Genomic DNA, 17,073 nt, shown 5'->3' with positions numbered 1-17,073 from the left:
TAACCGAGAGCATGCCAAAAAGAAAAGATTTAAAGTCGATATTGATAATAGGATCAGGACCTATTATCATAGGACAAGCCTGTGAGTTTGATTATTCGGGTTCCCAAGCTTTACGTAGTTTACGTGAAGACAACATAGAAACCATCTTAATCAATAGTAACCCGGCTACGATCATGACTGATCCCACAATGGCGGATCATGTTTACCTTAAACCTTTGACAACAAAATCTATCATTGATATTTTAAAGGAACACCCTCAAATAGATGCTGTTTTACCTACAATGGGGGGACAAACCGCATTGAACTTATGTATAGAGGCCGATGAAAAAGGAATCTGGGAAGATTTTGATGTTGAAATAATTGGCGTTGATATTGATGCGATTAACATTACCGAAGATCGCGAGCAGTTTCGTGAGCTAATGCTTAAAATTGGTATTGGCATGGCGCCACAGGCAACGGCCACATCTTTTTTGAAAGGAAAGGAAATTGCCCAGGAATTTGGTTTTCCGCTGGTGATTCGTGCTTCGTACACACTAGGTGGGGCAGGGGCCTCTATTGTTTACAAGCCTGAGGATTTTGATGAACTTTTGAGTAGGGGGCTAGAGATTTCCCCTATTCATGAAGTAATGATCGATAAGGCCTTAATGGGATGGAAGGAATATGAATTGGAATTGCTGCGTGATAAGAACGACAACGTAGTGATTATTTGTACGATTGAGAATATGGATCCGATGGGGATTCACACAGGGGATTCGATTACGGTAGCACCCGCAATGACATTATCAGATAGGACATTCCAAAAAATGAGGGATATGGCCATTAAGATGATGCGGAGTATTGGCGATTTTGCAGGAGGATGTAATGTGCAATTTGCCGTTAGTCCTGATGAGAAAGAAGATATTATTGCAATTGAAATTAACCCTAGGGTTTCAAGATCATCGGCCCTGGCTTCAAAAGCTACAGGATATCCCATCGCAAAAATTGCCTCAAAATTGGCTATAGGATATCATTTAGATGAGCTTGATAATCAAATCACGAAGTCTACATCTGCGCTCTTTGAGCCGACACTGGATTATGTCATTGTAAAGATTCCTAGATGGAATTTTGATAAGTTTGAAGGATCGGATAGAAGTCTTGGACTTCAAATGAAATCTGTTGGTGAAGTAATGGGTATAGGACGTTCGTTCCAAGAGGCATTGCATAAAGCTACCCAATCGCTTGAAATTAAAAGAAACGGACTTGGCGCTGATGGGAAAGGGTATAAAGACTATGAACAAATAATTAAAAAACTTACCATTCCTGGATGGGATCGTGTTTTTGTGATTTATGACGCCATTCAATTGGGTATTCCTTTGAGCAGAATCCATGAGATTACCAAAATTGATATGTGGTTCTTAAAGCAATATGAAGAGTTACACTTTCTTGAAAAGGAGATATCACAATATACAATTGCAAGCGTACCCAAAGACTTGCTGTTGGAAGCTAAGCAAAAAGGGTTTGCAGATAGGCAAATAGCCCATATGTTGGATTGTTACGAAAGTGAGGTATATAACAAAAGAGATGAGCTGAATATTAACCGAGTTTATAAACTGGTTGATACTTGTGCGGCAGAGTTTAAGGCAATGACACCTTATTATTATTCCACTTTTGAAGCGGAATATGAAACGGCTGATGGCGTGCGCACCGTGGAGAACGACAGTATTGTAACTGACAAAAAGAAAATCGTAGTACTTGGTTCTGGCCCAAATAGAATTGGTCAGGGTATCGAGTTTGATTATTGTTGTGTTCATGGGGTTTTGGCAGCTGCCGAATGTGGTTATGAAACCATAATGATCAATTGTAATCCTGAAACAGTATCTACCGATTTTGATACTGCCGATAAGCTATATTTTGAACCGGTCTTCTGGGAACATATCTATGATATTATCCGTCATGAGAAACCAGAGGGTGTAATTGTTCAATTAGGAGGTCAGACCGCATTAAAACTTGCTGAAAAGCTTTCCAAATACGGAATCAAAATTATTGGAACAAGTTTCGAATCATTGGACTTGGCCGAAGATCGAGGTAGTTTTTCAACCTTGTTGGAAGAGAACAACATTCCGTTCCCACAATTTGGTGTTGCAGAAACAGCGGATGAAGCCTTGGAATTGGCAGATAAATTAGATTTTCCCTTGCTTGTTAGACCGTCTTATGTGCTTGGTGGCCAAGGAATGAAAATTGTAATCAATAAAGAGGAATTAGAACAACACGTAGTTGATTTGCTTCGTAAAATACCTAACAATAAATTGTTGCTTGACCATTATCTAGATGGTGCAATAGAAGCAGAGGCAGATGCGATATGTGATGGCACTGATGTTTATATTATTGGTATCATGGAGCATATAGAGCCTTGCGGTATTCATTCAGGTGATTCGAACGCTACGTTGCCTCCATTTAATTTAGGTGAATTTGTAATGCAACAGATTAAGGACCATACCAAGAAAATTGCATTGGCATTGAATACTGTAGGTTTAATAAATATACAATTTGCGGTTAAAGATGACATGGTTTATATCATCGAGGCAAATCCAAGGGCATCAAGAACGGTTCCTTTTATTGCCAAGGCTTATAAAGAGCCTTATGTAAATTATGCAACTAAAGTTATGTTGGGAGAAAAGAAGGTGAAAGACTTCAACTTCAATCCCCAATTAGACGGATTCGCGATTAAACAACCGGTCTTCTCTTTTAATAAATTCCCGAATGTGAACAAGAATTTGGGACCAGAGATGAAGAGTACAGGAGAAAGTATACTCTTTATTGATAGCTTAAAGGATGATGAATTCTATAATCTTTATTCTAGAAGAAAAATGTATCTGAGTAAGTAAAAGGGCATACAACCTAAATCCAAACAACAATTTCAATGCTTTGATATATTGTTGTTTGGGTTTTTTTATTCTTCCCAATGGGTATGAAAAATTCCATCCCTATCGGTTCTTTCATAGGTGTGGGACCCAAAATAATCTCGTTGTGCCTGTATAATATTCATAGGTAATCTCTTGGATGTCAAACTATCAAAATAGGTGAGTGAATTTGTAAGACCGGGTAGGGGTACACCATTTTTAATGCCAAGGGCAACTGTTTGCCTAACATCACTTATTGTAAGTTTTATTTGTTTCGCCATAACGTCATTGAATAGCAAATGGGAAAGACTCGAATCTTTTTCATAGGCACTTGAAATGTCTTCCAAAAGAGAAGCCCTAATAATACATCCGGCTCTCCATATTTTGGCTATTAAACTGAGGTTCAATTCGTAAGAGTATTCTTTTGAAGCTTCACTTAACTGGTGAAAACCTTGGGCATAAGTCACAATAAACCCAAAAAACAATGACTGTTCTGCCCTTTTCGCCAATTCGGATTTAGCTATTTGCTCTAGATTTGGTCTTGAATATATTTCTGCAGCGGTATCACGTTCTTTTTTGAGTGCTGAGATTTCACGCATGGTAACTGCAATGTCAATTGAGGGAATAGGGATCCCCAAGTCCATGGCGTTCTGTGATGTCCATTTTCCAGTACCTTTTTGTTTGCCTTTGTCCAATATCAAATCCACAAGATCAGCACGAGTGATTTCATCTTTTTTCGTAAGGATATCGGCTGTTATATTAACCAAGAAGGACTGCAATCTCCCTTTGTTCCATGAAGCGAACAATTCCTGAATTTCAGAATTACTATATCCGCCGAGCTTCTTGAGAATATCATAAATTTCCGATGTAAGCTGCATTAATCCGTATTCAATACCATTATGAACCATTTTAACGTAGTTTCCGGCCGATTTTGGTCCCAAATAGGCAACACAAGGTTCTCCTTTGAATTTTGCTGCTACAGCTTCAAAAATTGGCTGTACCATCTTGTAAGCTTCTTTTGACCCTCCTGGCATAATACTAGGACCAAGTCTAGCACCTTTTGCACCGCCAGAAACACCGGTTCCAAAAAAATGGATTTCTTTTGATTTTAGGTATTCCTCTCTTCTATCTGTATCAGTAAAGAACGAGTTCCCACCATCAATCAAGATATCCCCTGAATCTAAATGCGGTAGTATACTTTCGACTACAGAATCTACAATTTTCCCAGCCGGTACCAACAACATTATTTTTCTTGGAGTGGATAAGGAGTTTACGAAGTCCGTTACATTGGAAGAAGCATTAACGTTATTCACGTTACCACCTTCTTCAATTAGTGATTTAACTTTGGTTTCATCTAGGTCATGGCCAAATGCATTGAAGCCTTTATCTGCCACGTTCAAAATGAAATTACGCCCCATGACACCAAGACCTACTAAACCAAAATCATACGAAACTTCAACCATAAATTATATTCATTTTTTATTCATGTTTATAAACCAAAAATAAAGACGTTCTTGTCTATAATAAATATTGAGTATTAATCCCTAATCCCTGAAATGGGGAGATTTTTCAGGTTCAACATTGGTAATAAAGTATTTTGTATCCCCAAGCCAGAAAAAAGTAGCATATCTTTCTACATAATCCAATTTCACATATTCCCCCTGATATTCTTTTAGTTTGTTAATGACTTCTTGGTTTTTATCCAACACTGAAAATGTAAATATCTGCGCACCAGAAATACCTTGACTAATCTCACCTTCCCAGGTTTTTGCCAATACCCCTTTTCGACTAATTTTGATAAGTTCTCCGGAACGAACCCCTTCACTATAAGGCACAAAGTAAACGAATGCATAAATCAAAAGGAACACAGCAATTATGGTTGCAAGGGCTAATACCAGTATCTTTTTCATAATTCTAATTTAGGTTCTTCCTCAAAATCGTCTTCCTGAGCTCGTTTTAATATTTGGTCAGGTAATGATTTTTTTGCTTTGGCTCCCATTTTTTTCAACTTTTCAATACTTGTCACCAAATTACCACGGCCTTCAACCAGTTTGTTCATGGCACCTTTATATTCATTTTTGGCCTCATCCATTTTCTTCCCAACCTTGGTTAGATCAGTTACAAAACCTTCGAATTTATCGTATAACGCCCCAGCTTGTCTCGCAATTTCAATCGCATTTCGTTGATGTTTTTCATTGTTCCACATGCTATCTATGGTGCGTAATGTTGCCAATAAGGTTGCGGGAGTAACAATTACAATGTTTTGCTCAAATGCCTTGTTATACAAACTATTATCTTGGTTAATGGCAATGGCGAATGCAGGTTCTATAGGAACGAACATTAGTACAAAATCAGGACTCTCCATTTCATAAAGATCCTCGTATTTTTTTGCGGACAATTGGTCAACGTGCTTTCTGATTGAATTGATATGGTCCTTTAAGAATTTTTCACGCAATTCATCTTCAGCATTCATGTACCGCTCATAATCGGTAAGTGAAACCTTGGAATCCACAATCATTTTTTTACCATCAGGAAGATTGATGATTACATCGGGAAGAACCCTTGTGCCATCTTCTCTAGTGAAACTTTGCTGTACCGAATACTCCCGGTCTTTTTCCAAGCCCGATTTCTCAAGTACACGTTCCAAGACCAATTCTCCCCAATTCCCCTGCATTTTACTGTCACCTTTTAATGCTTTAGTAAGATTTTCGGCTTCTTGGGTTATTTTTAAGTTCTGGCTCTGAAGGTTTAAAAGCTGCTCTTTTAATGCAGAATGCATACTAATGCTTTCTTTTTGGGATTTTTCGACTTTATCCTCAAAGGTTTTTATTTTTTCCTGAAGCGGGGACAATAAGTTTTTTATGTTTTTTTGATTCTGCTCGGTAAACTTTGTGCTTTTTTCCTCAAGAATCTTATTCGCAAGATTTTCAAATTCTTTAGTAAAACGCTCCTGAAGTTTTTCAACTTCCTCTTTTTGCTCTTTGTTCTTTAAAGACAAATGCTCTAAATCTGCTTGAAATCGAACATTTTCATTACCTATTTGTTCTTTTTCTGAGCGTAAATCATCTTTTTCATTTTCGAGGGCCAGATTTCGATTTTCCAAATCCTTTTTGGAATGTTCTAAATGACGGCGTTCTTCTTCAAAAGTACCTTGATTGGATTTTGTCTTTAGTTTTTGGATATAGACACCCAAAAAGTAGCCAATGGCTAGGCATAAAACTCCAATGATAATGTAAACAAGGTAAATATTCATTAGTACTTGTAATTCGTTGTTGTAAAGATAACGGTTTGACATGAAACCTTTAGAACAGATTCTGTTACTTTTCTATTCTAAATGAACCCGTTTTTGAGTCAAACTTCACCGTGTCTTGGGGGAAAAGCCGTTCAAAAGACCCATTTTCAATTAATTCACTAGGTTGACCAAATTCATGACCTTTTTTGTTCATAATCAGTATTTTATCACAGAGCTGAATGGCCATTTCAATCTCATGACTTGTGAACAAAATGGTTTTATGTGTTTTATGTGCTATTTGTTTCAAAAGCTTCAATATCTGCACTTTGTGATGAAGGTCTAGGTGAGAGGTTGGTTCATCTAACAATACAATTGAGGTATCCTGGGCCAAAGCCCTGGCTATCATCACACGCTGCAATTGACCATCACTTAATTCATAACATTTTTTATCCTTTAGGCCTTCTAAGTCGACCATTCTAAGGGCTTCTTTTATTTTGTTTTTATCATTTTCGCTCAAACTACCTATCCAATTGGTGTACGGCTGTCGACCCAAAGCAATAAGCTCCAATACTGTTAGATTTTTTGAGGCGAGACCCTCGGTAAGTACCAAACTGATAGTCGAAGCAAATTCTAGGGATGCGTAATCTTGCAACTTTTTATTGTTAAGAGAAATGACCCCATCGAGTTTGGATTGTACTTTTCCTAGAGTACGCAAGAGTGTTGATTTTCCTATACCATTTACACCTACAATAGCTGCAACTTCTCCTTGAGAGAGTGAAAAACTTAAGCCCTCCGCAACTACCGAGGCTACATTTTTCGATTTATAACCTATTGAAAGGTTATTAACTGAAAGGGCGGTATGTTTTTCTTTATGATTGATTTTATTCAGTTTAAAATATCATCTTCTTTTTTCTAACAAGTAGCCATATAACCACCGGTGCTCCCACTATGGATGTAATTGCGTTAATTGGCAATACGTTGGCCGAATTAGGTAATTGGGCAACAGTATCACATATCAGCATTAAAATGGCACCATAAATCAAAACAGCAGGCACTAAAATTCTATGATCTGTTGTATTGAAAATCTGTCTTGTTAAATGTGGAACAGCTAAACCTATAAAGGCTATTGGACCAGCAAAGGCTGTAATTCCGCCAGCCAAAAGTCCAGTTGCAGCAATAATCAAATAGCGCGATTTTTTCAAATCAACACCTAAACTGCGAGCATACGTTTCACCTAAAAGCAGTGAGTTCAATGCTTTAATAGATAGTACACTCAAAATTACTCCAATAAAAACAATGGCCAACAAAATCACTAATTGTTGCCATGTAAGGTTCCCGACACTCCCAAAAGACCAATAGATGTATTGCTGTAATTTTTCGGCATCTGTGAAATACGAAAGAACACTTACCACGGCCGCGGTAATGCTTCCAAACATGAGCCCAATTATCAAAAGGGCCATAGTGTCCTTTATTCTATAGGCTACAATTACAACAACCAAAAGAACCAAAAAACTACCAATACTAGAAGCTATGGCTAATGAAATATCACCAATCATTCCTATTGCATAAAAACCAGAAAACAGAGACGCGCCCATGATTAAAAGTGCCGCCCCCAAACTTGCTCCTGAACTAATACCTAAAACGAATGGCCCCGCCAAAGGGTTTCTGAAAAGTGTTTGCATCAACAACCCACTTAGGGCAAGTCCGCCACCTACAAGAATGGCAGTCAATGCCTTTGGAACTCGATAATTCCACACAATATAGCTCCAGGAACCATTATTTAATTCACTTCCCAAGATTGCCTTTACTGTTTCGCTAAAAGGAATAGAAACAGAACCTAAACTAATGTTCGCAATCAAGCACAGCAATAGTGCTGCCGTCAGATATAGAAATCTAGATTTGTATTTGCTGGTGTTAAACAAACTAATTCAATGGCTTAAAAAAGAACAATTCATGATCAGGTAACAGTTCTGGATGGAAAATGTGTATTAAGTCTTTTAGTACCCAATCGGGTCGATTTGGAGCCAGTTCATAATACAAAAGTCCGCCAGTATCTCCTTTGGTGTTTGCAAATGTATAGATGTTTTTGTTTTGAAACGCCTTAAACTTTAGGTAATGAACATTTGCATTCTTCATTTCTTCATATGAAATGAATTGAGAAGGTGATATCCAAAAGTCAGTATCATGACCTTCGGCCAAAACACTTTCGATACTCATATTAAGACTCCCTGTCTGCTCATTGTCTGACCAAGGGTATTCGGTATTCGCATCTTCAATAAATTTTGCAGCCCAACTATTGCCTCCGGGTAAATACCATACATCTTTGTACAGCGCCCCACTTAAAACAGTAGGCCTGTTTTTTGCTTTTTTAGCCAAAGATTTGGCTTGATTATAAGAATTTGAAATTTCCTTGAAAATACTATCCGCTAATTGCTCTTTTTGAAAGAAAGGGGCAAAGAATTTAATCCATTCTGCTTTTCCCAATGGGGTTTCCTCCGTCCAATCCCCATTATAAACCACTGGAATGTTTGAACGCATTAAAGTTTCATACGCTTTGTTTTGACTGTTGATGCTGAACCCTATGACCACTTCAGGTTGCAATTCAATGACCATCTCGGTGTTAATGGATTCATTGTTCCCCAATTCTTTGATTTTTCCTTCGTCAATACGATTTCTTGCTTTTTTCGAAGAAATGTATTGTGTGTCGGGGAAACCCGTCAATTTTTTAATTTCACCAAGAGCTTCCAAAGCTGGAATATGCGTTGTAGAAGTTGCGACCATTGAATTTATTGGGGTACCAATAATTGCATCAAATTCATTCTTGTTCAAACTGATGGATGCCATTTTATCCTTTGGTACCAGGGCATATTTAAATCCAGTTTTGGCATTTGGCCATGGTGAAGATATATTCATTACAGTTATTCCGTTTGATTGTTTTTCAATAGTAAACCCCTTGGCATATTCAATTGAGGTGGAATTTGTTGTAACTGGATTTGGCAATTCTGCCTTCTTTGCTTCCTTGCAGGAAGAAAGAAAAACAAATAAGATTGCAAGGATTCTAATGTTCATATTGAAATATGGATGAAATGTTATACCAATTTGCGCAAGGTAACAAATGTCACAATTTTAAAGGATATTGTATTTTACTTTTGAATAAATTTTAAACATGAGAGATAGTTCAAATGCAGTAATCTATATAGTAGCAGGCATTATCATTCTTCATTTTGTAGTCGGTTTTATTTGGTTGGCCATTAAACTAAGTAAGAAAAAAGACGATAAATAGTTTATTAGGTTTATTTTTGCACTGAATTTGGTTTTGTCACTTTCACGGTGACTAAATTAAAAGGGAATCCAGTGAAAATCTGGTACTGTTCCCGCAACTGTAAGTTTATGCCAAACTTGATTTGGCACCTCTATAAAAGAGGGTGTTGTTTTCTTCAAAGTCACTGTCCGTAGATGGATGGGAAGGCGAAATAACATTGAACAAGTCAGGAGACCTGCCAACTTCAAACAAACATTGTTAAACTTTCGGGATAAAAGTTTTCGTATGAATAAAGACATACCACACTCCCGTTTATTCACTTTTTGAAATGAACAAAAAAATCATGAGTTTAGGCGCTGCCGTGTTGGTAAGTGCTAGTATTGCTGCACAGGAAATGCAGAACGATTCGATTAACGTACAACAATTGGATGAAGTTGTTGTTAGCGATTCCCGTTTTGAACTAAAACGAGAAAATTCAGGTAAAACGGTAATTAAAATCGGTTCAGAAGAGTTACAACATAATCAAGGCAAATCAGTAGCGGATATCATTAATTCCAAAAGCGGAATCGAGATTGCTGGGAGTAGAGGAGCCGACGGTAGTATTCTAGGTGTTTTTGCAAGAGGAGGAAGGGGACGACAGGTTCTTGTGTTGATTGATGGGGTCCGGGTATCTGACCCTTCATCATTTTCCCAAGAGTATGATTTACGCTTACTTTCCGCAGCTAATATTGAGTCTATTGAAATATTAAAAGGTGCTGCAAGTACTTTGTACGGTACTAATGCGGCAACGGCAGTAATCAATATAACTACCAAAAAAGTCTCTGAACAAAGTATTTCACTTAATGTTCAAGCGTCAAGAGGAACTAATCAAAATAGTGACGACCAGAATTATAATTTGGCCCAGGCATTCAATAGTGCTAGTTTAGGTGGTACTTTAGATGCATTTACTTATCAAGTAGGTTTTTCGAATCGTTATTCTGACGGCCTTTCCGCAATAATTACTCCGCAGAATTTTGAAGATTCTTATTCTCAAATAAATACCGATATAAAATTGGGCTATCAAGTTTCTGATAAGTTTACAATTGGAGTATACGCTAATCAAACAAAATTGAATACTGAATATGACGAATCGTTTGGGCTTTTTGATGCCAATTACCGTTTTTTAAGTAATCAAAAACGAGCAGGGCTAACTTCAGAGTTTAAATATCAAAATGGTTCATTGCACCTGAACATGGCCTACGCCAACTATGAATCGGAAAATAAAAGTGCTTTCCCAAGCTTTTTTGAGGGGAAAAACTATGTTGCTGATATTTATAATAAATATACTTTCAATGACAAGTTCTATACTATTGTTGGTTTAAATTTTATTAAAGATGAAACAGTCTTTAGCGCTAATCAGGATTTTAAAATAATTGACCCTTACGCTAATTTGGTCTACATTTCTGATAGCGGATTAAACCTTAATGTCGGTGCCCGTTTTAATAATCATTCAGAATATGGCTCGCATTTGGTATATAACTTAAACCCTTCATATACTTTTAAAACAGAAGAGGGTTATGTAAAATTTCTGTCAACATACGCAACATCTTACATAACACCTTCATTGACCCATCTGTTTGGAAATTTTGGCGCAAATCCTGACTTGGAACCTGAAGAAAACAGGACTATAGAGGGTGGTCTGGAATATGCATTAAATAACAGATTTAGAGTGAGTGGTGTATATTTTAATAGAAAGGAAGAGAATTTCGTTTTCTATGATAATATTACAGGAACATATGGTAATGCGGATAACAAGATAGATGCTCAGGGTGCCGAAATAGAACTTAAATGGAATCCAAGTGATGAAATCGTAATTGCTGGTAATTATTCTTTCACAGAGCGAAAAGGTGATGCGGCCATTCGTATTCCAAAACACAAAATAAACGCCTCTTTTGGGTATGCAATATCAAAAAGAACCTACGCCTCTTTGGATTATAGGTATACCGGTGAAAGATTGGATACGGATTTCAATACTTTCTCCAATGTAGCTTTGGACCCGTATTCATTGTTGAATGTATATACTGAACATGAATTAATACCAAGTAAGCTCAAAATATTCGTTGGCTTGCAAAATGTTTTGAACACAGAATATGTTGAGATAATAGGGTATACCACAAAGGGAAGAAATATTAATGCAGGGTTAAACCTTACGCTGCAGTAAACAACCTCAAATAAAAAAAGAAAGCCTTGGTCATAAACCAAGGCTTTCTTTTTTATAAGTTGAGACCTTAATTATTGAATTTTAAGATCTAATTTTTTGTCCAAAACCATATTGTCTTTCAGAACAGTGTACATTTTAGAGCTGGTCATAACATCAGCAGGCATAAGCACTTCAAAACTTCGTTTGCCAGAAGCTCCAGTTATTTCCTGAATGGCCCTAGCCAATAAAGGTTCATTTTGATCCCCCCAAGAACCAAGGTTTGCTATATCTTCCTCAAGTTCTATAGTTGGCGTTAAACCAGAGGTGTAATCAGAAAATCCATCGGCATTTTCGTTGCGACCAACCAAAGGTTGAATAGCCCATTGATTATTTGGGTTTATATTGGACTCTCTTTCTGGACTATAAATATAGCTGCCATCAAAATCATCAACCATAGTAATAGAGAATTCGTTTTTCCCTCTTGTAGTTTCTCCAATATGAACTACATCAACATAAGGTGCAAGGCCATTAATAACCAATTCGCTAGCTGATGCAGATCCATTGGTGGCTATAATATACACTTTGGTTAAGTTAAGTGTGTTTATGTCTGAGCCATCGCTAGTTTTATCACCAAAGTAATCAGTTAGTTGAGAATCACTCAATTGTCCTTGAATTTTTGCGTTCCAACGTTGTCTTAGAAACAATTCGTCGGTATGCGTGCCATAAATCATACTGGACAACAGACGGGCAGAATTAACTGACCCACCTGGATTGTATCTCAAATCCAATACCAAATTGGTGACCCCGGCAGCTTTAAAATCGCCGAATACATTATTTAAATCTTCATCAAATTCGTTCGTGAAACCATTGTACACCAAATAACCAATTTTCTCTCCTCCAATATCAAAGGTTTTTGATAAGAAAACAGGATTTTCCACTAGACCTTCAAGTTTTGTGAGTTCAACTTCCTTATCATTTGGGGTAATTGTATTATTGGCAATATCGGCCATGTTTAAGGTATACGTATCGGCATCCCCAAAAAGCAAGTCTACATAATTACCAATAGTAAGGGTTTGCCCATTAACCCCTGTAAAAAGCTCACCTCGGCTAATATCCTTAGTTGAGGCATTTGAATTGGGTACTATATATCGTACATAACCAAAAACCTCACTATTTGGAGTGTCATCAAAACGAAGCAATCCGAATTCAAGCCCATTGCTTTTTGAAATTCCTGAAAAAGCTTGTGTCAATTCTTTGTAATCATCAGAATAAAAGCTGAATCGGTCCTCACTGAACAAAAGCATATCATCAAAAAATACCCCTGGATCGGTTTCAGAGGCTAAAAACTCAGTATAATCCTCGGTATTTGTAAACTTGTCATCAGCTAAATTAGGGACGTCAGCTTGCCAGAAATACCAAAAATTCATGGCCTTCCACATAAAGTCCTGTACTTCTACATTTGCTGTTGGATCTGGATCTATTCCATCAGGAGGAGTAAGGTCATCATCACTTTTCTTACAGGCAGTGATAAACAACCCCAATGAGAGGAACAACAAAAAATACTTTTTCATAATTTTCTTTTAGCAATGAACAACCTCAATTATCATTCCAATTCGGTGGGAATAATGTGTAGAGGGATTTTATTTCGATATTCTATTGATTAAATACGCAATTTTTTAGACAATAGATGTCCAATTTACTTACATATCCAATAAAAAAAAATTATTTGTAACAAAATTCGTTATACTTCGTCTTCATTGTGTAGACCGGTAAGAAAGTCTTAAAACAACTAAACCAAGAAAGTGAAACAGTCAGAGTTTTTAAATGTGGTAATGCCCTTTAAGGATAAGCTGTATAGATTGGCAAAAAGACTGCTGGTTTCTACAGAAGAGGCTGAAGATGCGACGCAAGAGATATTAATGAAGTTGTGGTCTAAAAATGAAAATATTGGGAAGTACAATAACGTTGAGGCTTTTGCCATGACAATGACCAAGAATTTTTGTTTGGATCGACTAAAGTCAAAGCAGGCAAGCAATTTGAAACTTGTTCATAGTAATTACGGAGATGATAATACCTCATTACAAAAACAAGTTGAAGCAAAAGACAGTCTTAGTTGGGTGGAAAAAATAATGGAAGAACTACCAGAACAGCAAAAAATGGTATTGCAGTTGAGAGATGTTGAGGAATATGATTTTGATGAAATAGGTGAATTGTTGAATATGAAACCAACAGCAATACGAGTAACCTTATCAAGGGCACGTAAAACAGTAAGAGAAAAATTAATGCAAAAACATAGTTATGGAATCGGATAGAATAGAAATATTATTGGAAAAATACCTAGAAGCTTCCACTTCAATAGCTGAAGAGAAAGAGCTTAGAACATATTTTTCACAGGAAAGTGTACCAACACATCTTGAACAATATGCCCCCATGTTCCAATATTTTTCAGTAGCCAAAGAAGAACGATTTACAAAGCAGGTACCGCTAAAAACCAGAAGAATAGATTTCAAGTGGGCATCCGTTGCAGCAGTAGCAGTTCTAATGTTTGGCATATACTTTGGTAATGAATACCAAAAACAAAAAGAGGCAGAATATGCTTATAACGAAACAAAGAAAGCATTGAACCTTTTGGCCAATAATTTTAATCGAGGTACTGAAAAGGTGGCCTACCTCAATGAATTTGAAAACACAAAACAAAAAATTTATAAACACAATTAATATAAAAACCATGAAGAAAATTATAATCATAATGGCATTGATAATGCTACCAGCATTAGGTCTTTCACAATCGGTCTTTGATAAATATGAAGATTTGGACAACGTTAGTGCTGTAGTGGTCAATCAAAGTATGTTCAGACTGTTATCTAACATAGATGTAGAGGTCGATGATCCTGAGGCAAAGGATTTTATGGATATAGCCCAAAGTTTAAAGAATCTAAAGGTGTTCATCACAGAAGACCCTCAAATATCCAAAGACATGATGAGTACTATGAATCAATATCTTAAGAGCAACAAGCTTGAGGAGCTAATGCGGGTAAAGGATAAAGATGCAAACATCAAATTTTATATAAAGACTGGTAAAGATGAAGATCATGTAAGTGAGCTGTTGATGTTCGTTACCGGTATGAAAAATGTAGATATTGATGTAAACGGCAGAAAATTAGAAACTGTTTTACTTTCATTGACCGGAGATATAGACTTAAGAAAAATAGGGTCTCTAACTAAAAAGATGAACTTGCCGGAAGAATTGAACGAAGCAGGTAAAAAGAATTAAAAAAACAATCATAGGCGGTTTACCTTTTACTTAAAAAGTAAACTGCCTTTTTATTTAAATAAATCACAATCAATCAAAAAACGACAATCATGAAAAAAATCACTTTAATTTTAGCAATCGCATTATTACCATTCACAGGAATATCTCAATCTATCTTTGACAAATACGAACATATGGATGAGGTTGGAGCTGTTATCGTCAACAAGGGCATGATAGATTTGGTCTCATCAATAGGAAATTTAGATGATGACAAGGATGCAAAGGAGTTTGTAGAAATGGCGAAAGGAATAAATGGAATAAAAGTATTCATCACAGAAGATAAAGGCGTTGCAGCAGAAATGTCAGCAACCGTTAAAAAGTACCTTAAGAAATCTTCTTTAGAAGAATTGATGCGGGTAAAGGATAAAGATGTTAATGTTAAATTTTACATTAAAAACGGAAAGCATAAGGACCATGTTACCGAATTGTTAATGTTCGTATCAGGAATGAAGAAAATGGATGTTGACGTGAACGGAAGAAAATTTGAAACTGTTTTAGTATCTATGACAGGAGATATAGACTTGAACAAAATCGGTGCACTAACCAAAAAAATGAACCTTCCTGAAGAATTGAATGACGCAGGAAAACACAACTAAAGAAAAGATTTAAATCGGTCATCATTCTATTTTGATGGCCGAATTTTTAGTAATTTACAGACAAACGTAACAGTGAACACATGAAAAATGTAATTAATAGTTTAGCCCTTGTATTTATGTTGGTTTTGGCCAGTTGCTCTTCAACACAAAGCCTTCAAGAGTATTATATTGACAATTCTGAAAACCCCAACTTTCTATCTGTGGATCTTCCTGTAAGTCTTTTGAACATGGAAAAGACCGATTTGGATGAAGATCAACGTGAGGCTCTAAATTCTCTTAAAAAGATGAACGTTTTGGCATTTAAAAAAACTGATGCAAATACTGCTGAATTTGAAGCCGAGAAAGTAAACGTGAAAGCGATTTTAAAAAATGAAAAGTTCATTGACCTTATGAAGCTTAATACTAGTTATGGTAAAGGGGTGATTAAATATATGGGGAATGACGAAATAATAGATGAGGTTATTATTTATGGGGATAGTGATGAAAAAGGTTTTATGCTTATTCGTGTTTTGGGCAACAACATGAAACCGGCCAACTTGGTTAAATTCATTCAGGCTATCCAAAAATCTGATTATAAAGGAGAAGGTTTAGGAGAAATAGGAGAATTTTTAAAGGGTTAGGTAGAGTAATAAGTTATAAGTTAGACCCGACTAATCAATTAGTCGGGTTTTTAGTTTAATGAAAAGATTTCTCTATTGTAATAACCATTCATTTTTTAACTATTATTATCTTCGCTCAACTATTAACACTAACAAAAATTAAAATGGAAAAAGTTGAAGGATGGATTGAATATGGGATAGAATTGGCCAAAGAATTTGGCCCAAAATTACTGGCCGCTTTTCTGATATTCATTATTGGATTATGGGTTATCAAGAGGATTGTAGGAGCTTCTAGAAAAATGATGGGTAAAAGTAATTACGATGAATCCTTACAAAAATTTCTTCTGAACCTTATTTCCTGGACGCTGAAGATATTTCTTGTAGTATTGGTTATTTCTCAGTTGGGAGTAGATGTGACTACGTTTGCGGCCATTATTGCAGCTGCCGGTTTAGCAGTTGGCCTGGCCTTGCAAGGTTCACTTTCGAATTTTGCTGGAGGAGTATTAATCATGATTTTCAAACCTTATAGAATAGGTGATTTGATAGAGGCGCAAGGTGAATTGGGTGCTGTAAAGGAGATTGAGATTTTTACAACCAAATTGATAACTCCAGGGAATAAATTAGCGATAATCCCTAATGGTGCTATGGCAAATGGTAACATTGTGAATTATACGGCTGAGGGAGTAATTAGAGTAGATACTATAATTGGTGTGGGGTATGATGAGGATATTAAAAAAACAAAAGAAGTTTTATTAGAGGTACTAACATCTAATCCCTTGGTTTTACAAGATCCAGAACCATCTGTAAATGTTTCTGAATTGGCAGATAGCTCGGTAAATTTTGCTGTAAGGCCATATTGCAAGCCAGAGCATTATTGGGATGTATACTTTGCAACTATGGAAAACTGTAAGCTTGCCCTTGATAAGGCAGGAATCGAAATTCCTTATCCACATTCAGTTGAAATACACAAACAAGGGTAAAAGGAAATATTCTTAAATAAAAAAAGGCCACTC

Annotated in this window: 15 protein-coding genes and 1 riboswitch; of the genes, 8 read left to right on the top strand and 7 right to left on the bottom strand. The window is 36.4% G+C overall.

The annotated features are described in order from the left end of the window. Nucleotides 1-11: 11 nt before the first annotated feature. Nucleotides 12-2,864: a carbamoyl-phosphate synthase large subunit gene (carB, locus tag FB2170_RS14735; protein WP_013307384.1), complete on the top strand. Its 2,853-nt coding sequence runs from the start codon at nucleotides 12-14 to the stop codon at nucleotides 2,862-2,864. Between the two features lie 65 nt (nucleotides 2,865-2,929). Here the strand turns inward: carB and gndA are convergent, their stop codons facing one another. The 6 genes from gndA to FB2170_RS14705 all read right to left on the bottom strand — a co-directional run bounded on the left by gndA (nucleotide 2,930) and on the right by FB2170_RS14705 (nucleotide 9,180). Beyond that, nucleotides 2,930-4,342 carry an NADP-dependent phosphogluconate dehydrogenase gene (gndA, locus tag FB2170_RS14730; RefSeq protein WP_013307383.1) on the bottom strand — a complete coding sequence of 471 codons (1,413 nt, stop codon included), beginning with the start codon at nucleotides 4,340-4,342 and terminating at the stop codon, nucleotides 2,930-2,932. A gap of 81 nt (nucleotides 4,343-4,423) precedes the next feature. Then, nucleotides 4,424-4,789: a 6-phosphogluconate dehydrogenase gene (locus tag FB2170_RS14725; protein WP_013307382.1), complete on the bottom strand. Its 366-nt coding sequence runs from the start codon at nucleotides 4,787-4,789 to the stop codon at nucleotides 4,424-4,426. Then, nucleotides 4,786-6,132 (bottom strand): DNA recombination protein RmuC, encoded by a 1,347-nt coding sequence (rmuC, locus tag FB2170_RS14720; protein WP_041633254.1) that lies wholly within the window; start codon nucleotides 6,130-6,132, stop codon nucleotides 4,786-4,788. The genes FB2170_RS14725 and rmuC overlap by 4 nt, the downstream gene beginning before the upstream one ends. Nucleotides 6,133-6,196: 64 nt before the next feature. Further along, nucleotides 6,197-6,943, bottom strand: a complete 747-nt coding sequence (locus FB2170_RS14715; protein WP_316927708.1) for an ABC transporter ATP-binding protein — start codon at nucleotides 6,941-6,943, stop codon at nucleotides 6,197-6,199. Between the two features lie 58 nt (nucleotides 6,944-7,001). After that, a complete protein-coding gene (locus tag FB2170_RS14710) occupies nucleotides 7,002-7,976 on the bottom strand; it encodes a FecCD family ABC transporter permease (protein WP_237701177.1) in 975 nt (324 codons plus the stop codon). 58 nt (nucleotides 7,977-8,034) lie between these two features. Beyond that, on the bottom strand, nucleotides 8,035-9,180 hold the full coding sequence (locus FB2170_RS14705; protein WP_013307378.1) for an ABC transporter substrate-binding protein: 1,146 nt from the start codon (nucleotides 9,178-9,180) through the stop codon (nucleotides 8,035-8,037). A gap of 225 nt (nucleotides 9,181-9,405) precedes the next feature. Beyond that, nucleotides 9,406-9,631: riboswitch (cobalamin riboswitch) on the top strand. 70 nt (nucleotides 9,632-9,701) lie between these two features. Here FB2170_RS14705 and FB2170_RS14700 point away from each other — a divergent pair. Further along, nucleotides 9,702-11,573 (top strand): TonB-dependent receptor plug domain-containing protein, encoded by a 1,872-nt coding sequence (locus FB2170_RS14700; RefSeq protein ID WP_013307376.1) that lies wholly within the window; start codon nucleotides 9,702-9,704, stop codon nucleotides 11,571-11,573. A 71-nt stretch (nucleotides 11,574-11,644) separates the two neighbouring features. On the opposite strand, the gene FB2170_RS14695 is transcribed toward FB2170_RS14700, so the two are convergent. After that, nucleotides 11,645-13,123: a S41 family peptidase gene (locus FB2170_RS14695; protein WP_013307375.1), complete on the bottom strand. Its 1,479-nt coding sequence runs from the start codon at nucleotides 13,121-13,123 to the stop codon at nucleotides 11,645-11,647. 231 nt (nucleotides 13,124-13,354) lie between these two features. On the opposite strand from FB2170_RS14695, the gene FB2170_RS14690 reads away from it, so the two are divergent. The 6 genes from FB2170_RS14690 to FB2170_RS14665 all read left to right on the top strand — a co-directional run bounded on the left by FB2170_RS14690 (nucleotide 13,355) and on the right by FB2170_RS14665 (nucleotide 17,040). Then, nucleotides 13,355-13,864 carry an RNA polymerase sigma factor gene (locus FB2170_RS14690; protein WP_041632887.1) on the top strand — a complete coding sequence of 170 codons (510 nt, stop codon included), beginning with the start codon at nucleotides 13,355-13,357 and terminating at the stop codon, nucleotides 13,862-13,864. Then, complete coding sequence (locus tag FB2170_RS14685; protein WP_013307373.1) at nucleotides 13,851-14,270, top strand: hypothetical protein; 420 nt, start codon at nucleotides 13,851-13,853, stop codon at nucleotides 14,268-14,270. Before FB2170_RS14690 ends, FB2170_RS14685 begins: the two co-directional genes overlap by 14 nt. 10 nt (nucleotides 14,271-14,280) lie before the next feature. Next, nucleotides 14,281-14,826 (top strand): DUF4252 domain-containing protein, encoded by a 546-nt coding sequence (locus FB2170_RS14680; RefSeq protein WP_041633253.1) that lies wholly within the window; start codon nucleotides 14,281-14,283, stop codon nucleotides 14,824-14,826. 89 nt (nucleotides 14,827-14,915) lie between these two features. Then, nucleotides 14,916-15,461: a DUF4252 domain-containing protein gene (locus tag FB2170_RS14675; protein WP_013307371.1), complete on the top strand. Its 546-nt coding sequence runs from the start codon at nucleotides 14,916-14,918 to the stop codon at nucleotides 15,459-15,461. Nucleotides 15,462-15,541: 80 nt separating this feature from the next. Next, entirely contained in the window at nucleotides 15,542-16,081 is a 540-nt protein-coding gene (locus tag FB2170_RS14670) for a DUF4252 domain-containing protein (RefSeq protein ID WP_013307370.1), read from the top strand. A 143-nt stretch (nucleotides 16,082-16,224) separates the two neighbouring features. Next, nucleotides 16,225-17,040, top strand: coding sequence for a mechanosensitive ion channel family protein (locus FB2170_RS14665; RefSeq protein WP_013307369.1), 816 nt, complete (start codon nucleotides 16,225-16,227; stop codon nucleotides 17,038-17,040). Nucleotides 17,041-17,073 lie beyond the last annotated feature (33 nt).

It is taken from the genome of Maribacter sp. HTCC2170 (genome assembly GCF_000153165.2).
In the GTDB taxonomy this organism is placed as follows: Bacteria; Bacteroidota; Bacteroidia; order Flavobacteriales; family Flavobacteriaceae; genus Maribacter_A.
Note: the sequence above shows the minus strand (reverse complement) of the source record. Positions and strands in the feature narration are given on the sequence as shown.

What these genes read in the sequence shown, in the direction of transcription:
- carB (WP_013307384.1), top strand. Translation starts at nt 12, where the DNA reads ATGCCAAAAAGAAAAGATTTAAAGTCGATATTGATAATAGGATCAGGA.
- gndA (WP_013307383.1), bottom strand. Translation starts at nt 4,342, where the DNA reads ATGGTTGAAGTTTCGTATGATTTTGGTTTAGTAGGTCTTGGTGTCATG.
- FB2170_RS14725 (WP_013307382.1), bottom strand. Translation starts at nt 4,789, where the DNA reads ATGAAAAAGATACTGGTATTAGCCCTTGCAACCATAATTGCTGTGTTC.
- rmuC (WP_041633254.1), bottom strand. Translation starts at nt 6,132, where the DNA reads ATGAATATTTACCTTGTTTACATTATCATTGGAGTTTTATGCCTAGCC.
- FB2170_RS14705 (WP_013307378.1), bottom strand. Translation starts at nt 9,180, where the DNA reads ATGAACATTAGAATCCTTGCAATCTTATTTGTTTTTCTTTCTTCCTGC.
- FB2170_RS14700 (WP_013307376.1), top strand. Translation starts at nt 9,702, where the DNA reads ATGAACAAAAAAATCATGAGTTTAGGCGCTGCCGTGTTGGTAAGTGCT.
- FB2170_RS14695 (WP_013307375.1), bottom strand. Translation starts at nt 13,123, where the DNA reads ATGAAAAAGTATTTTTTGTTGTTCCTCTCATTGGGGTTGTTTATCACT.
- FB2170_RS14685 (WP_013307373.1), top strand. Translation starts at nt 13,851, where the DNA reads ATGGAATCGGATAGAATAGAAATATTATTGGAAAAATACCTAGAAGCT.
- FB2170_RS14680 (WP_041633253.1), top strand. Translation starts at nt 14,281, where the DNA reads ATGAAGAAAATTATAATCATAATGGCATTGATAATGCTACCAGCATTA.
- FB2170_RS14675 (WP_013307371.1), top strand. Translation starts at nt 14,916, where the DNA reads ATGAAAAAAATCACTTTAATTTTAGCAATCGCATTATTACCATTCACA.
- FB2170_RS14670 (WP_013307370.1), top strand. Translation starts at nt 15,542, where the DNA reads ATGAAAAATGTAATTAATAGTTTAGCCCTTGTATTTATGTTGGTTTTG.
- FB2170_RS14665 (WP_013307369.1), top strand. Translation starts at nt 16,225, where the DNA reads ATGGAAAAAGTTGAAGGATGGATTGAATATGGGATAGAATTGGCCAAA.